Here is a 17,305-nt window from a genome sequence, read left to right as displayed (position 1 = left end):
CGTCAACTTCTTGCGTCTTATTGCAATTCCAATGAGCACGAAGGAAAACAACAACAGATCGACGGCTTTAGTACCCCTACAGCACTAAACTCAAGAATCAACTGACTCGCCCTTATGCTGCGAGCTGACTCAATTTTACCGTAAATATATTGCAACCTATCGCATACCCTCAGCTCAACTTAATCAGCACAAGATAAAAGGGCTATGCTCAATAGAGTAAGTAATTTGCGAAGCAGATATTCGGGTGAATTATGGCAATCAAAGATACACAACTAACGAGACGCGCGCTATTAACCACGTTGGCTAAGCTGGGGATTGGCGTTGGTTTATTACCCTTGTCAGCAGTTGCTGAGCAGCACAACAATGCGCTTAACCCCAACACTATTGCTTACCAGCTCAAAGCAGCGAAATTTCATACTAAGGTTATTCCAAGTACCAACCAGCGCATTCACCCTATTGGTATGGGGACTTGGATCACGTTTAATGTGGGCGACGATATTTTACTGCGCAACGAGCGCACCAAAGTTCTGGAGACTTTTTTCAAGCTTGGCGGTGAAATGGTGGATTCATCGCCTATGTATGGCTCAGCTGAAGCGGTAATGGGTTATGCCCTTAACCACATTCAATCGCCTGCCAAGCTGTTTGCCGCAACAAAAACTTGGACAAGTTCACCCAGTGAAGGCAAGCAGCAATTTGTTAACTCGCAGCAACTTTGGCAGCAAGCGCGGTTTGCCTTGCTACAAGTTCATAATCTGGTGGCTTGGCAACAACATTTACCTATGCTGCGAGAGCTTAAACAACAAGGCTTAACTAAGTATATCGGCGTAACCACCTCACACGGTCGTCGCCACCGTGAACTGGCGAAAATTATGTCCAATGAAGCCATTGATTTTGTTCAGCTCACCTACAATATTCTTGATCGTGAGGTGGAAAATGAATTGCTGCCATTGGCACAAGACAAAGGCATTGCGGTTATTGCCAACCGCCCATTTCAAGGAGGGCGATTGATGCAGCGTTTTGAGCAAAAGCCACTGCCGAGCTGGGCAATAGCGCTTGGCTGTGAAAATTGGCCACAGTATTTACTGCGCTTTATTATTAGCCACCCCGCAGTAACATGTGCCATTCCTGCCACCTCGAAAGTGGCGCATATGCAAGAAAATATGAGTGCCGCCAATCCCATGGCGCTGCCCAATGCCACACAGCGCCAGCAAATGGTGACTTATCTCAACACCTTATAACGATGAAGCCTAGTGATTGCCGATCTACTTAACCAATTATTTAGCTATTCACTTCATGACTTTTTGCTGTTTTCGTCGGAAGTGTATTGGCGTTTAGTCACTCACTACCTTAACGCGCATCAACTGATCGGTGCCGATGTTGCGATTGCCACCAGCATCGCGGTTTACCTGCTCGTCAAACACCGCTATCCAAGGTTAGTGTTGTGTTTTATTGCCTTACTTTGGCTTTGGTTGGGCTGGCAGTTTTACCTGACTCACTATCAAACCATTAACCACCACGCCAGCTACCTTGGCTTTATCTGTTTATTACAGGTCGCTTTATTATTAGCGCTGGCAATAAAAGAGAATTACTTTCAAAACAAAGCCGTTAACGCAAAAAAAATAACCGTTGGTTTGATTATCAGTACTATGCTGACCATGCCAATTGTAGCTGTTAGCAGTGGCTTGCCTTGGTCGGCAGGTATGGCGGGACTGATGCCTATTCCAACCGTTATTTTAAGCTTATTTTTCACCAGCCAACTTGCTTCAAGATGGCGTTATCTATTGTACCCACTGCCAATATTGATTGCTGTTGTCGAGCTACTGACACTGGACTTACTCACTTGGCAGCTTATTACCTAGACTGTTAAATAGATATAAAAGCGCACTTGGTTTGAAAGCAAAAACACCGCCGAGGCGGTGTTTTGCTAGATAAATACCTTGATAGTTCGTTTAGAAATTTGCTCTAAACTGGACGCCGAAATGACGATCCGCATCACGCGGCACTTGATAACGGAAGCTATCGCCACTGTAGGTGGTAAAGAAGCTTTCATCCGTTAAGTTTTTACCGATAAAAGTGACACGGTAAGCATCGTCATTAAATGACAAAGCAACACTTGCATTCAAAATGCCATAGTCAGGTAACAAAACGGCAGGATTAAACTCGCCATTGTTGTTTGGCAAAGTCGCAAATTGCTCATCGGTATAAATGTATGAGGCATTGAGTAACACTTCCATACCGTCCATTTCCCACACGTAATCAGCCGTTAAGTTGTACTTCAAATCCGGCGAGAAAGGTACGTCTAAGCCTGAGCGATCGGTACACGCTGCGCCGTCAGGACAGAAAAACTCGTCTATTTCTGCCTCAACGCTGGCAAGACCACCCGATAAGCTCAGCTGATCGGTTGCCTGCCACAAGAAGTCAATTTCAAAACCTTGGGTACTGACATCACCGGCATTAGTTAAACGGGTAATGGTGACCCCAGATGAGTTGTCAAAGTTATTCGCTTGGAAACCTTCAATATCGGTACTAAAAACCGCAGCATTCACCATTAAGTTACCCACGGCGTATTTGTAACCTAACTCGTACGAGTCAGAAACCTCATCGCCAATCGCTGCCGTGTCTTTTTCCGCCATATTGTAAAACACGTTAAAGCCTGGGCCTTTGTAACCTTGTGCATATGTTGCGTACACCATGCCCATATCGCCTAAGTCGTACTGGGCACCGAGTTTAATTGACGTATTGGTTTCTGTGGTTTTTCCATCAAAGTTAGTGTTTTCACTGGCGGGGCGCACACCAACACCGCGACGACCGTAAACATCATTACTAATGCGATTGTGCATAAACTCCACTTCATCGTCGGTATAGCGCAAACCAAAGAGCAAGCGGAAATCCTCACTGACATGGTAGCGGCCATCCCCAAAGACCGCCCAGTTGTTGAACTCAGTGCGCATAAAGGCAGTGGCGCTAACAATATCATTGGCGTTACAGGTAATGCCCTCTTGGCTTATAAAATCTGCTATTGCCTGCTCGCTTGGGTTAGCAACCCCCAGCTCGTTTTCTAAATAAAAGCCAATTTCACTGGCGAGTTGGCCATTGTTGTTTTGACAACTCGCGTCACGAGTAAAGTTACGCTCTGAGTCTTTCTGCCAGAAAAATGCACCGACTAACCACTCCAAGGACTGGCCAACAGGTGACGTTAAGCGAAATTCTTGTGAAAACTGATCCCAACTTTGCGGGCCAACATCATGTAATTGGAAAGGCACGCCGAATACGGGTTCAGTTGATTCCCCCGCGATAGAGGTAAAATCCCCTTCGCGGAATTCGGTGTTTTCCCACTCGCGATAAGCGGTGATTGAGGTGAAGGTATAGTCGCCAAAGTCGTGCTCTAATTGCATTGAAAATGCGGTGTGCTCGTCAACTGTCCGTGATTCGAAATCATGATCAATACGGCGCTGATCTAAATCTAAGTCGGCAACACCGTTAACAATACCATTGCTGTTTGGCGCGGCCTCAGACGCGGGATTACGGCCACTTGGCAAGCCTTCGATATCCGCGCAGCAATCGTCGTCTGCCTCCATGGTCTCAAAGATAAACAGCATGTTAGTGTTGTTGCTGATTTCAGCATCAACCATGAGGCGCATCCCCTCTTTATCGTAGCCATTGACTTGCTCGTTGTTGTAAACATTAAACAAGTTGCCGTCAAAGGCTGATTTGGTCGCCACTAAACTGGCGTTAACGTTATCGGTGATCGCCCCTTCAATTTTGGCTTTCAAGCGATATTCGTTATCTTGCATTAGTGTCGCTTCCACCATACCTTCGGTTTCGCCCGTTGGTCGTTTCGTGGTGATATTAACCACACCTGCTGACGCATTTTTACCGAACAGTGTCCCTTGTGGGCCACGCAATACTTCGATGCGCTCTAAGTCATAAAGATCGGTAAAAGCTTGGCCTGAGCGGCCGAGTACGACACCATCGACTACCGTTGAAACGCTAGGCTCAGCGGCGACACTAAATGAAATAGTACCGATACCACGCACTGTGATCGCCGAGTTTCGTGTCGTGGTACCTTTGCGAAAACTCACCGACGGCACTAAGGTTTGTAATCCTTCAAAACCCGCAGTAAAGGTATTGTCGATTTGATCGCTGCGCAGTACAGAGACGGCAACGGGTATTTCTGATAAGCGCTCAACCCGTTTTTGTGACGTGACGGTGATGCGTTCAATTTCACTTTCGTCTTGAGCTGCTTGGGCAGCGAATACTTGTGTTGGTAGGCTAGTTAATGACAACGCGGCGGCTACCGCTAAGCCCAACTTATTTCGTTTCTGGTTGGTTAAGTTCATGTCCATCTCCCTCACTATTTTTTATTAGTGTTTTATCGCGTTGCGATCGCTCTGCGGCGATTTATTGCGCGGGAATAACGGATGACACCATTTGCTCATCGGCGATGCTAAACCAAAGCCTAAACAAAATTTTCCGAGAACTGCTTCCTTGACGCTTGTTGTATACCCATACCACAGCCCTAAACACTTAGTGTCGGTTGCGCTATGGCGAAGGTTATTCTTATGTCGTCTGCTTGCTGTCGCTCTTTTTATCGAACTTGTTGTTTTGCCCTATGTCGCTATTGTTTTTTACGTACATAGCGTTCAGCTATTCTCTGCTGGGCTATTCTGGCTATCCAAAGTGCTAGCGCCAGTAAAACTAAACCAAGAAATGAGCTGTACATTATTCAAACAACACTTTACTGGCTAACTTCGCTTATTACAATATATATCTTATATAAGACTTAATGTGCCCGTGTTAACTATAGACCACAATAAGCAATTTGCGATTAAAGCCCGCAACTCACCGCGTAACACAAACAATCAAGTTGATCTCAGTTAAACTCAAACCGGGCTTAAATCAACTGGTTGAGACTGCCTTTGCTGACTGCTGATAGCGCTTTTGCCAGCGTTTAACACTCCAGACACACAAACCCATATTCACCACTAAAAGCACCGCACTGATGACATAAAATGTTGACCAAGACCCAGACACCACACCGAGCGGTGAAAAGAAAACATAGCTAATAATAATTAAAGTAATCAGGGTGATAGCTACTGGATGTGCATAGCGCCACGGAACCAAATCAACGGTGTTTTTATGATGGTAAAACTGTTGCTCTTGGGTTGGCAAAAAATAGCCAAACAGCAACATCATGGCGGTTTCTGTGACAAATAAAATGGCGTAGATATGAATAAAATTAATGTCGACATCCCAAATAAATTTCAATAACGCATACGCCAACACATGGAAGATGATCACAACTTTGGCGGCAACCGCTGGCACGCGACGAGTAAATAGACCCACAATAACGATGGTGATCACCGGGATATTATAAAAGCCGGTAAATACCCGAATAATTTGCCATAAACCTTCTGGCGCAAACATCAGTAAAGGCGCGACCACAAACGAGAACAACGCAATAATCACACTGGCGATTTTAGCAACTTTGATCAACTGTTCATCGCTCACTTTGTCTTTTTTCAGTGGTGCATACACATCCAAACAAAACAGAGTTGCAGCGCTATTGAGCAGTGAGTTAAACGAGCTAAATACGGTACCAAGCAGTACCGCTAAGAAAAAGCCAGCAAGCGAGACCGGCAGCACGTCTTTTACCAATCGCGGGTATGCCATATCGATAGTTTCAAGTTGGCTGGTTTGGTACAGGTGAAACGCGATCACCCCAGGGATCATCATCAAAAATGGTACCAACAGTTTAAAGTAGCCTGAGAGCAGCACACCTTTTTGCCCTTCTGCTAAATTCTTCGCGCCTAAGGTGCGCTGAATCACATATTGATTGGTACACCAATAGAACAAATTCGCAAAGATCATGCCGGTAAAAATCGTACCAAACGGCACAGGATCAGTCGGCTCACCTATCGCGTTGAGTTTGTCAGTGTGCTCAGTTAAAACGGTGCTAACGCCCGCCGTAAAACTACCACCGCCAAGCATCATAAAACCGAGCACAGGCACTAAAACACCAATAATTAGCAAACCAACGCCGTTAATGGTGTCGGACACGGCAACCGCTTTTAAACCACCAAAAATCGCATAAACCGCCCCAACGCTGCCGACCATAATAATCGTCACCACCAAGGATTGCTGGTAGCTCATCGACAGCAGTGTCGGAATATCAAAGAGTTTAAGTACCGCGACCGAGCCGGAATACAAGACCGAAGGAATAGTGATCAGACCATAGCCGACCATAAACAACACCACCGTCATACGGCGCACTGTGTCGTCAAAGCGTTGTTTTAGAAATTCAGGCAGTGTTGTGAATGCGCCAGAAAGGTAACGCGGTAGAAAAACCAAAGCCATAATAATGGTCGCGATACCTGCGGTAACTTCCCATGCCATGGCACTGAGATTATAACCAAATGCAGAGCCATTTAAGCCAATTAGTTGCTCAGCAGATAAGTTGGTAAGTAACATAGAGCCAGCGATAAAAGTACCGGTTAGGCCGCGCCCAGCTAAAAAGTAACCATCTTTTGAATCAACTACTCCTTTGGTTTTTTGATAGGAAATCCACGCCACCAAGCCCATAAAAAACAGGCAGCTAATAAGCGTGAACGCAATATCTTGGCCAGCCATTTATGACGCTCCGCCCTGTGCTATATCAACATCAGGCCAATAGCGCGTGACACTAGCGACCGACATGCCTAGTGCTTTGAGCTGTTCAGTATGTTCAACAGCAGCACCCAGTGGCACAGTGTCGCCTTTGCGAATAAACACGGCATAGTCCGCTAACGCCAAGCGCTCTCGGTACAGTTTGCTGCCTTGGTAGTGTTTAGGTTGTGTAATGTCGGCATCAAGGTCAGGCTCAAATCGACACCAATCACCAAACGGCAAATAAAACTCAATATCACCACCTGCTTGCAGGCAAGGAATCACAAGTAGCTTATCGCCTAACATAAACTGATCTTCAAATGCCCAGGCTTGTCGCTCGTTTGGAAAAGCCAGCACCATAGCGCGTTGCACAGGCAACCCAGTTTCCGATGCTTGCATCATGGTTTGATGTAGGTAAGGCAGTAATTGATAACGCAGCTTCAATGCTCTATTCGCGGCTTGCTCAGCCAATGCGCCATAGCTCCACGGCTCTCGTTGACCGATACCGTGCAAACGCATATGGGCGGAAAATACCGCCGATTGGAGCCAACGCACATAAAGCTCAGCGTCTCTAGTATCTTTATAAAAACCGCCAACATCCGTCGCGTAGAACGGTGCGCCCGTGAGCCCCCACGACTGACCACCGCGTAGGCTCGCTGCCAAGCCGCCCCAATCAGCTTGCGGATCGCCGCCCCACTGGGCTGGGTAGCGCTGCGACCCCGTCCATGCCGAACGGCTAAATAAAAACGCGCCATTTTGGCTAAACTCTTCAGCCGCCTCGTAGACACAGCGGTTGTATAGCAGACTGTAAACATTGTGCAGTGCCATGCCCGATTCGCCATTGCTGGCAAGCATATTGTCGTCTTCAATTTGCTCGCCAAAGTCCGCTTTGATCATATCAATACCCAGCGCAAACAAGCTTTGATGGCTATCACGCCAAAAGGCATAAGCCTCAGGGTGAGTAAAATCTAAAATGCCAGATTTCGGCAAGGGGGTAAGCACTTCGCCAAATGCACTCATGTCCCATTCGTATTGGTAGGCTTGCCCTGTGCGTTTGTCTTTGATTAACCAGCCCTTGTCGGCTAGCTGCTGATAAAGCGGGTTTTCCACTGATATCAGCGGATATTCCCAGATACAGATTTTAAACTGCATGGCTTTAAGTTGGTCGATTATTGGTTTGGGATCGGGGTAGCGGGTTTTGTCCCATTCAAAGGCAAATCGTGTCTCCGTATCTTGCCAAGCTCGGCCGTCAAGGGTGATCACATCGCACGGCATTTGCTGCTGTCGCACGGCCCTTGCCGTTGCTAACAATTCGTCTGCATCTTGATAATAGGCTTTGGAAAGGATAACCCCTAAGCTCCATTCTGGCGGCATGGGGGCTTTACCCGTTAGCTCGGTATAGGTCTGTATTTGCTGCTCACCGTTATGACCGGTAAATATAAATAGGTCGAGCGCGCTATCTTCAACGAGCACGCCATAACTGCGTTGCGACCAAGGCGCATAACCAACACCATGGGTGACTGGTGACGGCGTATGAACGAATAGTCCCCAACCGTTTGGACTCCATGCAAAAGGGGCATTTTTATAGGAGATCTCTGCATTTACACCTAGCGCATCGTGATTAAATGAGCGAATCAGCTGGCCGCGTTTGTCGAGTTTGCCCCACTTTTCACCCAAGCCATAAACTGGCTCACTACTCGCTAGCTCCCACGCCATAAACCAGCCTTTGTCGACTCGCGCCAGCGGAGGCAGCCGATAACGGCGAACAAAATGACCATCGCTCGCACTTTGCTGAATGACTTTGTCGTTATGCTTTATTTGAATCGCAAACGGTTGGTGACTGATCACGACTTGGGTTGCACCGCTAACGAGCTTGGTTTGCATTGCTGTTGTGGATAGTGCTGCGGACAGTGATGAAGACGCTGAATCGGGCTGAGCGATAGTTAACGCTTGCGCGTTGGGCTTGTTAACCAGCAACTGATAGTCAAAATCGATGCGATCACCAATTTGCAAACGCACACCAAATTGATTCACGCTGACACGCAGCACGCCCTGATCCGTTGGGATCAAGGCGTGATCTTTTTCAATACGGATCTGATCGATAACTTCGACAGCATCGATAGTGTCCCAGCTTGGTGACTCAACACTAAAGCCTGACATTGCTTCCCCCTTGTGATACAGACCTTAGTAATGCGTTTTTTAATCGTTATGTAATGCTTATTTTGATGTTCGCTACGATGACAACTTTGAATGATTTATATGATACGTTTCGTGTCAGCAAAGCTAATTCTTAGGTCTTATATAAGAATATAAACTACCTTAGTTCGGTTATTTGTCAAACTTATTTTTTAACCACTTTGTTTAAGGTTTAAGCATTTGCAAACTTTGAATAAGCAATAACATTTGCTCATTATTTTAGGCAATTTACTTTTCTGTCTAGCCAAGTATGATAGAAAAAGCGATATTCTTATATAAGATAAAAGAAAGCCTTAGCCTGCGTAGTCAATGTCATTTGCACAGCATTAGGTAATGAAAATATAGAGTGTCGATTTGCTTATTTGAATAGGAATAAAGATGGCTGATACTGAATTTGGTAATAAACTTGGCACGTCTGGCTTAGCGTTTTTACCCCTGTACAAACAAGTTGAAAAACACGTTACTCAACTCATTGTTGAACAACGCTGGAAACCCGGCGATATGCTGCCAAGCGAGTTTCAATTGGCCAGTGAATTTGGTGTTAGCCAAGGTACAGTGCGCAAAGCGTTAAATACGCTAACCGATGAAAAAGTCCTGACCAGAAAGCAAGGTTTAGGCACCTTTGTCGCTGAGCACACTGGTATGCCCGCCTTGTACCGATTTTTCCCGCTCGTGGCGGATGGCCAAAGCCCAGAACTGCCCATTTCAGAAGTGCTGTCGTTAACCATAGCGCCCGCCAACAAAGCAATTGCCCGAGAGCTAAATGTCTCAGCGAAAACCAAGGTTGTGCTACTCAAACGACGTCGTACGATTGGTGGTGAGTATTGTTTACTTGAAGATATTTACCTGCCCTACTCAGCATTTGCAGGCATTGAAAATGAGCCAGAAATTCCGCACACGCTCTACCATTTCTATCAAACCAATTTCAATTTAACCGTGCATAAAACCGAAGATAAGATCAAAGCCATTTTAGCTCAGGCAAGTGATGCCGATTTACTGGGTATCGAGACAGGGACGCCACTGCTAATGTTTACCCGTTCAACCAAATCGTTGAATGAGCAAATTATTGAATATCGCATCACCCGTTGTCGTTCAGATCACTACCACTACTTGGTAAACTTTGATTGATTTTTAGGTTAGCGCTTAGTGTTTACAGACCCCACTTGAGCATCAAATAACGGCGTTTTCCTTGACCATTGGCTAAAAATGCTCAGTACCTAAGCTAAAAGCGAAGCGCCGTTTTATAGTGAAGCAGCCATTGCCTAACCCCACTAATCAAGGCCAATGTATCAAGAGCTTTTGTCATTCACGACGACACGTACCTTATCAAGTCGGTGATTTTTTCATCAATTAATTGACACCTTAGATCGCCAACGCTAACTTATAGTCTTATATAAGATATAAATCTTAAATAAGATTTTGAACCTATAACCCATAACCACGTTCGCTAGCGCATTAGCAGTATCAGCAGCTTAACGAACTCATTAAGAGTAAATTATGGCAACTACTACTATGCCTCAGGTCGGCTTAGGCCTATGGAAAATTGCAAAACAAGACTGTGCACAAACCGTATACGATGCCATTAAGGCAGGCTATCGACACCTCGATAGCGCTTGTGATTACGGCAATGAAATTGAGGTTGGCCAAGGCATTGCCAAGGCGATAGCTGACGGACTGTGCAGCCGTGAAGAGCTTTGGGTTACTTCTAAGCTTTGGAATACCTACCACGCGCCAGAGCATGTGCAGCTGGCATTAGAGAAAACCCTTAAAGATCTTGGTCTAGATTACTTAGATCTGTATTTGATCCACTTTCCGATCGCGCAAGCCTATGTGCCGATTGAAGAGCGATATCCACCTGAGTGGTTCTTCGATCCAGAGGCAGAGAATCCGAGTATGAAGCTTGCACCCGTACCGCTTTATCAAACTTGGGCAGCGATGGAGGAGCTGGTCGATAATAGCCTAGTGAAAAATATTGGCGTCTGTAATTACAATTCCGCACTAATGCATGACTTGATGACTTATGCCCGTATTAAACCCTACGCACTGCAAATTGAATCACACCCTTACAACACCCAAGAGCGGTTAATTTCTATGACCAAAGCCTATGGCGTCGAAGTCACAGCATTTTCGCCGCTTGGCGCACTCTCGTATTTAGAACTGGATATGGCAGGTGCCGATGAATCGGTATTAACCCAGCCAGCTGTGATTGCCGCCGCCGAGCGCTTAGGGAAAACACCAGCGCAAGTGGTACTGCGCTGGAACGTGCAGCGCGGCTGCTCGATTATTCCGAAAAGTACCCAACTTGAGCGTTTAAAAGAAAATATCGCGATTTTTGACTTCGCGCTCACCGACGAAGAAATGGCAGCCATTAGCGCCTTAAATCATGATAAGCGCTTCAATGATCCCGGTCATTTTTGTCAAGCGGCGTTTAATACGCTTCACCCGATTTACGACTAGGAGTGTGGCCATGTCTCCAAGTAATAAGTCTTCAAGTAATGTGCCGTTTACCGAAATCAGTGATCAGTTTTGTGCAGGCCAGCCAGATGTATTTCCAGCAGTTGTCGTTAATACAGACGCTTGCCAAAACGTCACTCAGAGTGTTGAATTTATCAAACAGAATAGAGTCGCCATTGAGCAACAGTTAGCGCAATCGGGGGCTATTTTATTTCGTGGCTTTCCGCTCGACTCTGCCGAAGCATTTGACGAATTTACCGCCAGCTTTGGCTACCCGAATTTTTATTATAAAGATTCACTTTCAAATGCCGTACGCATTAATTTCACAGAGCGGGTATTTACCGCCAATGAAGCCCCCAAAGACGTAGAAATTTACCTACACAATGAAATGGCGCAAACGCCAATATACCCCGATAAGATTTTCTTCTTTTGCCTAACGCCCGCCGATCACGGTGGCGCCAGCCCGATCTTACGCTGTGATTTACTGTTTAACGCCTTAGCTCAAGCAAACCCAGAACTTGCTGCGGCATTCGAGCAAAAAGGCGTGAAATATACCACTACTATGCCGGGTGAAAATGATCCCAATTCGGGTCAAGGACGCAGCTGGAAAAGTACGCTGAGTGTTGAAACACAAACCCAAGCAGAAAAAAAGTTAGCGCGCTTAGGCTATCGCTGGCAATGGCAACAAGACGGCAGCTTAAAAGCAACCACGGGGAAATTACCTGCGGTGCGCACCTTAGCTGATGGTCGAAAAGTGTTTTTCAATCAACTGATCGCAGCTTATCAAGGCTGGTCAGGGGTGCGTGAACATCACCAAGATACCTTATGTTTTGGTGATGACGCTGAAATTCCCAAGGCATGGTTGGAAGAGATTATCGCAACTGCCGAGCAATATGCGTTTGATGTAGCGTGGCAAGCAGGTGATGTCGCCGTGGTTGATAATAATCTGGCTATGCATGGCCGTCGCCCTTATAGCGGTGAAACAAAACGGCAAGTGTTAGTTGCACTTGGCGCCGCAACAGATAATATACCAGCCTAGTTGTAAAAACCTGTGTATGTTAATGAAAATAAAGGCGCTTTTTCCTGGAAGTTTTATTGCGGTTATCACTGGCCTTGCTGCCTTATTTCTTGCTGAGTACTACAATGCTCCCGCCATGCTATTTGCCTTATTACTGGGCATTGCCCTGTCGTTTTTACATGAAGAAACCAAATGTAAAGCGGGCATCGAATTCACTGCCTCAACGGTTTTACGTATAGGTGTTGCCTTGCTCGGCTTTCGCATAGCTTTTGATGATTTAATGTCGCTTGGTTGGTCAACCGCTTTGCTACTGATTGCCGCTATCAGCTCAACTATTATTGTTGGCGTATTGCTCAGTCGTGTCATGGGCATGAGTCGGCGTTTTGGCATGTTAACCGGTGGCTCTGTCGCCATCTGTGGTGCCTCTGCTGCGATGGCGATTTCAGCCATACTGCCCAATGACAAAAACAAAGAGCGCGATACTCTGTTGACTATTATTGGTGTCACCTCACTTTCCACTATCGCCATGGTGCTCTATCCAATTATTGCAACCAAGTTGGGTTTAACCGAACACGACACCAGTATCTTTCTTGGCGGCACGATTCATGATGTTGCGCAAGTGGTTGGGGCTGGTTATTCGGTTTCAGAGCAAACCGGTGACTTATCAACGCTGGTAAAATTAGTACGGGTTAGTTTTTTAATGCCAGTGGTGTTAATGATGCTGCTAGCACTTCGAGAGCAATGCAAACACGACAAGCAAGTGGATCATAAGCCTCATTTCCCCAATTTCTTAATCGCGTTTGTCGTCTTTATGGTGATTAACTCACTGGTTGATTTACCCACAGTGATCACCGAAGGAGCAACGACCATCAGCCGTTTTGCATTGGTGATTGCTATTGCTGCAATCGGCATGAAATCGAATCTGTCCAAACTGACTAGCGTTGGTGTCAAGCCCATTATCATAATGGTGGCAGAAACGGTGTGGATCGCGCTATTTATCCTTATTTACCTGCTGTGCCTAACCATGATGGGCTAATTGATCTGAAATACCTAGCGCGACTCAGTAATATTAGCCAGCTTGCCACCGCGAAACGTAAAGATAATCAAAGGTGCTTTAGGCGATTGTTTAAATTTATAAACTAACCTATCTATTTTGACCTGATCATCACCGCTTATCGTCTCTTGCGCTCGTGGATTACCGCAGCGACCAATCACTTGGTATTTATCCATACCGTGGCGAATATGACCACCATCACAGCGAACTGAACTGCGATCACGCTCCATTGCCAATAATGGCAAGCTCGCCATGGCACTCAATATCATTGTCAATAAGTACTTCAAAAGCATTACTCCTGTATTTATGATCAAAGCCAACTCAACACTTTGAGCCTTATGTTTAGAGTAGACCAGACTAACCGATAAAAACTTAACACTCGCTTAAAATAAAACGTGACAATCAGGCACAAAAAAGCACCGCCTAAGCAGTGCTTTTAAATTTATTAGCGTTTAACTATTTTACTAGTATTTATCACGCCGGATAATGACGTAAATTCAAGGCGGAAGCGCGGAATGTACAAGGGTACATGAGCACTTCCAACGTAGAAGTTACGTTATTAAACCAGTGATTAAACGCGTTCGAAGACGGTTGCTACACCTTGGCCTAAACCAACACACATAGTCGCTAAACCAATGTTCACGTCTTGCGCTTCCATTAGGTTAACGAGTGTGGTCGAGATACGTGTACCTGAACAACCTAGTGGATGACCTAATGCAATCGCACCACCGTTTAAGTTGATCATATCGTCCATCTTATCTTCAAGACCTAGCGCGCGAACACACGAAACCGCTTGTGCAGCAAATGCTTCGTTGAATTCAGCTAACTGAATGTCTTCTAATGATAAACCAGCGCGTTTAAGGGCTTTCTTAGTGGCTGGTACTGGACCGTAACCCATAGTTGATGGATCGCAACCTGCTGACGCAAAACCACGGATTTTAACGCGTGGTGTTAGGCCTAGCTCTTTCGCTTTGTCGGCAGACATGACTAACATCGCTGAGGCACCATCAGAAAGTGCTGATGACGTACCTGCAGTGACTGTACCGTTTACTGGATCGAATACTGGGCGTAAGCCTGCTAATGATTCAACGGTTGTTTCAGGGCGAATGACTTCATCGTGCTCGATTAGTGACAATACGCCGTTCGCGTCGTGACCTAATGTTGGGATGATTTCGTTTGCCCAGCGGCCTTCAACAGTTGCTTTGTGAGCAAGCTGGTGAGAGCGCGCGCCAAAAGCGTCTTGCTGTTCACGTGTTACACCGTGTTGCATACCTAGTAACTCAGCGGTTAAGCCCATGTTACCAGCAGCACGAGAGATGTACTTGCTTAACGCTGGATCGAAATCCACATCGTACATCATAGGTACGTGACCCATGTGCTCAACACCACCAACCATGTACACGTCGCCTTGACCTGCCATGATGAAGGCAGAAGCATCGTGTAATGCACTCATTGAAGAGCCACATAAACGGTTTACAGTAATCGCGCCAACTGACTTAGGAATGTCGGTTAGTAGCTGAGCGTTACGAGCAATGTTGAAACCTTGCTCTTTAGTTTGCTTAACGTTACCCCAGATAATGTCTTCGATTAACGCAGGGTCTAAGTTCGGGTTGCGATCTAATAGCGCTTGCATTAGGTGCGCAGATAAGCTCTCGGCACGTACGTTACGGAAAATACCAGCCTTAGAGCGACCCATAGGGGTACGAATACAATCGACAATTACGACTTCTTTCATTTTTCTTTCCTCGGCTTAAGCTGTTTTCACATCAGTGGTGTAGTAAGACTTGCCAGATTTAGCCATCTCACGCATACCGTCTGTTACTTGGTAAATTTCACCTAAGTGAGCGAACTTGTCCGCCATTTCGATGAACTTCTCTAGGCCAACAGTTTCTAGGTAACGAATTGGACCACCGCGGAATGGAGGGAAACCTAAACCGTAGATTAAGCCCATATCTGCTTCAGCAGCCGTATCAACGATACCTTCTTCTAAACAGCGAACCACTTCGTTCACCATAGGGATCATTAGTCGTGCGATGATTTCGTCAGCGTCAAAGTCTTTCTTGTCAGCAACGTTGCCAGCAAATAGTTCAAACGCTTTTTCTGCTGGAACTTTTGTTGGACGACCGCGCTTGTCTTTACCGTAGTCGTAGAAACCTTTGCCGTTCTTCTGACCGTAACGATCATCACCAAATAGAATGCTTACTGGATCGTTGTCGATCTTCTGCATTCGTGTTGGGAAGCCAGCAGACATCACACCAGTACAGTGATCAGCTGTGTCGATACCGACAACGTCAAGCAAGTACGCAGGACCCATAGGCCAGCCGAATTGCTTCTCCATCACCTTATCAACGGCAGTAAAATCAGCACCTTCTTTTACTAAGTGGCTGAAACCAGCAAAGTATGGGAATAATACGCGGTTTACGTAGAAACCTGGGCAGTCGTTAACCACGATAGGTGATTTACCCATTTTCGCTGCATAAGCAACAACAGCCGCAACCGTTTCGTCAGACGTTTCTTTACCACGAATAACTTCAACAAGTGGCATTTTGTGCACAGGGTTGAAGAAGTGCATACCACAGAACTTGTCTTTGCGCTTAACGCTTTCGGCTAGTAGGTCGATAGAAATCGTTGAGGTGTTTGAGGCAAGAATTGCGTCGTCACCCGTAACCCCTTCAACTTCGGCTAATACAATACCTTTTACTTTCGGGTTTTCAACAACCGCTTCAACGACAACGTCAACATCTTTTAAGCTGTCGTAGCTTAGCGTTGGTGTGATGTTGTTTAACACGCCCGCCATTTTCTTAGCGTTCATGCGACCACGTTCAACTTGCTTAGTTAATAAGCCCGCTGCTGTGGTTAAACCTAAATCAAGTGCGCTATCAGCAATGTCTTTCATGACAATTGGCGTGCCTTTAGCAGCTGATTGGTAAGCGATACCGCCACCCATGATACCAGCGCCAAGTACCGCAGCTTTTTCAACAGGTGAACCTGCTTTCGCCGCTTTCTTCGCTTTGCCTTTGATCACTTGATCAGACATGAAAATGCCGATTTGTGCTGTTGCTGCGTCAGTTTTCGCCAGCTTAGCAAAACCTTCGTTTTCAATTGCCATTGCACCGGCACGGTCTAAACCAGCTGCCGCTTCTAATGACTTAACCATCGTCATTGGTGCTGGGTAGTGCTTACCCGCTTTTGCTGCGATCATACCTTTACAAGTATTGAACGTCATGATGGTTTCAGTTGGCGTTAGCTTTAATGGTTCTAGTTTAGCTTGGCGTTTTGCTTGCCAGTTTAACTTACCGTCAATCGCTTGTTTTACCATAGCAATGGCTGCATCGCGAAGTAGCTCAGGGGCAACAACCGCGTCAACGACACCAACGGCTAGTGCTTGTTCAGCTTTATGAGCTTTACCTGTCGACATCCACTCAACTGCGTTGTCGGCACCGATAATGCGAGGTAAACGTACGGTACCACCAAAACCTGGCATTAAACCTAGTTTAACTTCTGGTAAGCCAATTGAAGCTGTGGTGTCTGCAACACGGTAGTCACAGGTTAAAATCATTTCACAACCACCACCTAGTGCGAAGCCGTTAACTGCTGCAACTTTTGGTAGGTCGATGTCTTCAAACGAATCAAATAAGTCAGTAGCCGCTTTAACCCAAGGGATTAACTCGTCCATTGGCTTTTTGAATGTTTCTAGGAATTCTGTGATGTCAGCGCCAGCAATGAATGCTGATTTGCCAGAGGTAACAATAATACCTTTTGCTTCGCTGCAGTTTTTGATCGCGTCGACGACTGCGCGATATTCTTCAAATGTTGCCTGATCGAACTTGTTTACTGAACCTTCGGCGTCGAATTTAAATTCAACAATACCGTCAGCAAGTAACTCGGCAGAAAGGCTTTTGCCTTGAAATAACATGCCTGATCTCCTCCACCCGATT

The 17,305-nt window shown here is 46.0% G+C and carries 13 protein-coding genes; 7 read left to right on the top strand and 6 right to left on the bottom strand.

Annotated features, from left to right (window positions below):
* Positions 1 to 251: 251 nt before the first annotated feature.
* Together DXX93_RS02085 and DXX93_RS02080 are read left to right on the top strand one after the other, a co-directional pair.
* Entirely contained in the window at positions 252 to 1,238 is a 987-nt protein-coding gene (locus DXX93_RS02085) for an aldo/keto reductase (protein WP_258872562.1), read from the top strand.
* 12 nt (positions 1,239 to 1,250) lie between these two features.
* A complete protein-coding gene (locus DXX93_RS02080; RefSeq protein ID WP_116006589.1) occupies positions 1,251 to 1,859 on the top strand; it encodes a DUF6064 family protein in 609 nt (202 codons plus the stop codon).
* A 90-nt stretch (positions 1,860 to 1,949) separates the two neighbouring features.
* Here DXX93_RS02080 and DXX93_RS02075 read toward each other — a convergent pair whose 3' ends face one another.
* Positions 1,950 to 4,340 carry a TonB-dependent receptor gene (locus DXX93_RS02075; protein WP_116006588.1) on the bottom strand — a complete coding sequence of 797 codons (2,391 nt, stop codon included), beginning with the start codon at positions 4,338 to 4,340 and terminating at the stop codon, positions 1,950 to 1,952.
* A gap of 148 nt (positions 4,341 to 4,488) precedes the next feature.
* Between DXX93_RS02075 and DXX93_RS20700 the strand changes: the two genes are divergently transcribed.
* Positions 4,489 to 4,749 (top strand): hypothetical protein, encoded by a 261-nt coding sequence (locus DXX93_RS20700; RefSeq protein ID WP_147302626.1) that lies wholly within the window; start codon positions 4,489 to 4,491, stop codon positions 4,747 to 4,749.
* Between the two features lie 150 nt (positions 4,750 to 4,899).
* Here the strand turns inward: DXX93_RS20700 and DXX93_RS02070 are convergent, their stop codons facing one another.
* Together DXX93_RS02070 and DXX93_RS02065 are read right to left on the bottom strand one after the other, a co-directional pair.
* Positions 4,900 to 6,630: a solute:sodium symporter family transporter gene (locus DXX93_RS02070; RefSeq protein ID WP_116006587.1), complete on the bottom strand. Its 1,731-nt coding sequence runs from the start codon at positions 6,628 to 6,630 to the stop codon at positions 4,900 to 4,902.
* The gene (locus DXX93_RS02065; protein WP_116006586.1) at positions 6,631 to 8,805 is read right to left on the bottom strand and encodes a glycoside hydrolase family 31 protein; all 2,175 of its coding nucleotides are present in this window, start codon (positions 8,803 to 8,805) and stop codon (positions 6,631 to 6,633) included.
* A 414-nt stretch (positions 8,806 to 9,219) separates the two neighbouring features.
* On the opposite strand from DXX93_RS02065, the gene DXX93_RS02060 reads away from it, so the two are divergent.
* The 4 genes from DXX93_RS02060 (at position 9,220) to DXX93_RS02045 (ending at position 13,349) form a co-directional block, all read left to right on the top strand.
* Positions 9,220 to 9,969 carry a GntR family transcriptional regulator gene (locus DXX93_RS02060; RefSeq protein WP_116006585.1) on the top strand — a complete coding sequence of 250 codons (750 nt, stop codon included), beginning with the start codon at positions 9,220 to 9,222 and terminating at the stop codon, positions 9,967 to 9,969.
* Positions 9,970 to 10,338: 369 nt separating this feature from the next.
* Positions 10,339 to 11,298: an aldo/keto reductase gene (locus DXX93_RS02055; protein ID WP_220347547.1), complete on the top strand. Its 960-nt coding sequence runs from the start codon at positions 10,339 to 10,341 to the stop codon at positions 11,296 to 11,298.
* Positions 11,299 to 11,308: 10 nt separating this feature from the next.
* Positions 11,309 to 12,334 (top strand): TauD/TfdA family dioxygenase, encoded by a 1,026-nt coding sequence (locus DXX93_RS02050; RefSeq protein WP_116006584.1) that lies wholly within the window; start codon positions 11,309 to 11,311, stop codon positions 12,332 to 12,334.
* A gap of 22 nt (positions 12,335 to 12,356) precedes the next feature.
* Positions 12,357 to 13,349 (top strand): YeiH family protein, encoded by a 993-nt coding sequence (locus DXX93_RS02045; RefSeq protein WP_374188920.1) that lies wholly within the window; start codon positions 12,357 to 12,359, stop codon positions 13,347 to 13,349.
* A gap of 14 nt (positions 13,350 to 13,363) precedes the next feature.
* Here the strand turns inward: DXX93_RS02045 and DXX93_RS02040 are convergent, their stop codons facing one another.
* The 3 genes from DXX93_RS02040 to fadB all read right to left on the bottom strand — a co-directional run bounded on the left by DXX93_RS02040 (position 13,364) and on the right by fadB (position 17,283).
* Complete coding sequence (locus DXX93_RS02040) at positions 13,364 to 13,654, bottom strand: DUF2845 domain-containing protein (RefSeq protein WP_181902115.1); 291 nt, start codon at positions 13,652 to 13,654, stop codon at positions 13,364 to 13,366.
* A gap of 284 nt (positions 13,655 to 13,938) precedes the next feature.
* Positions 13,939 to 15,102, bottom strand: coding sequence for an acetyl-CoA C-acyltransferase FadA (fadA, locus tag DXX93_RS02035; protein WP_116006581.1), 1,164 nt, complete (start codon positions 15,100 to 15,102; stop codon positions 13,939 to 13,941).
* Between the two features lie 15 nt (positions 15,103 to 15,117).
* Positions 15,118 to 17,283: a fatty acid oxidation complex subunit alpha FadB gene (gene fadB / locus DXX93_RS02030; protein WP_116006580.1), complete on the bottom strand. Its 2,166-nt coding sequence runs from the start codon at positions 17,281 to 17,283 to the stop codon at positions 15,118 to 15,120.
* Positions 17,284 to 17,305 lie beyond the last annotated feature (22 nt).

Origin of the sequence: Thalassotalea euphylliae, assembly GCF_003390335.1 — a bacterium.
GTDB classification, from domain to species: Bacteria; Pseudomonadota; Gammaproteobacteria; order Enterobacterales; family Alteromonadaceae; genus Thalassotalea_F; species Thalassotalea_F euphylliae_B.
This window is presented reverse-complemented; position numbering and strand designations above follow the sequence as displayed.

What these genes read in the sequence shown, in the direction of transcription:
- DXX93_RS02085 (WP_258872562.1), top strand. Translation starts at nt 252, where the DNA reads ATGGCAATCAAAGATACACAACTAACGAGACGCGCGCTATTAACCACG.
- DXX93_RS02075 (WP_116006588.1), bottom strand. Translation starts at nt 4,340, where the DNA reads ATGAACTTAACCAACCAGAAACGAAATAAGTTGGGCTTAGCGGTAGCC.
- DXX93_RS02070 (WP_116006587.1), bottom strand. Translation starts at nt 6,630, where the DNA reads ATGGCTGGCCAAGATATTGCGTTCACGCTTATTAGCTGCCTGTTTTTT.
- DXX93_RS02065 (WP_116006586.1), bottom strand. Translation starts at nt 8,805, where the DNA reads ATGTCAGGCTTTAGTGTTGAGTCACCAAGCTGGGACACTATCGATGCT.
- DXX93_RS02060 (WP_116006585.1), top strand. Translation starts at nt 9,220, where the DNA reads ATGGCTGATACTGAATTTGGTAATAAACTTGGCACGTCTGGCTTAGCG.
- DXX93_RS02055 (WP_220347547.1), top strand. Translation starts at nt 10,339, where the DNA reads ATGGCAACTACTACTATGCCTCAGGTCGGCTTAGGCCTATGGAAAATT.
- DXX93_RS02050 (WP_116006584.1), top strand. Translation starts at nt 11,309, where the DNA reads ATGTCTCCAAGTAATAAGTCTTCAAGTAATGTGCCGTTTACCGAAATC.
- DXX93_RS02045 (WP_374188920.1), top strand. Translation starts at nt 12,357, where the DNA reads ATGAAAATAAAGGCGCTTTTTCCTGGAAGTTTTATTGCGGTTATCACT.
- fadA (WP_116006581.1), bottom strand. Translation starts at nt 15,102, where the DNA reads ATGAAAGAAGTCGTAATTGTCGATTGTATTCGTACCCCTATGGGTCGC.
- fadB (WP_116006580.1), bottom strand. Translation starts at nt 17,283, where the DNA reads ATGTTATTTCAAGGCAAAAGCCTTTCTGCCGAGTTACTTGCTGACGGT.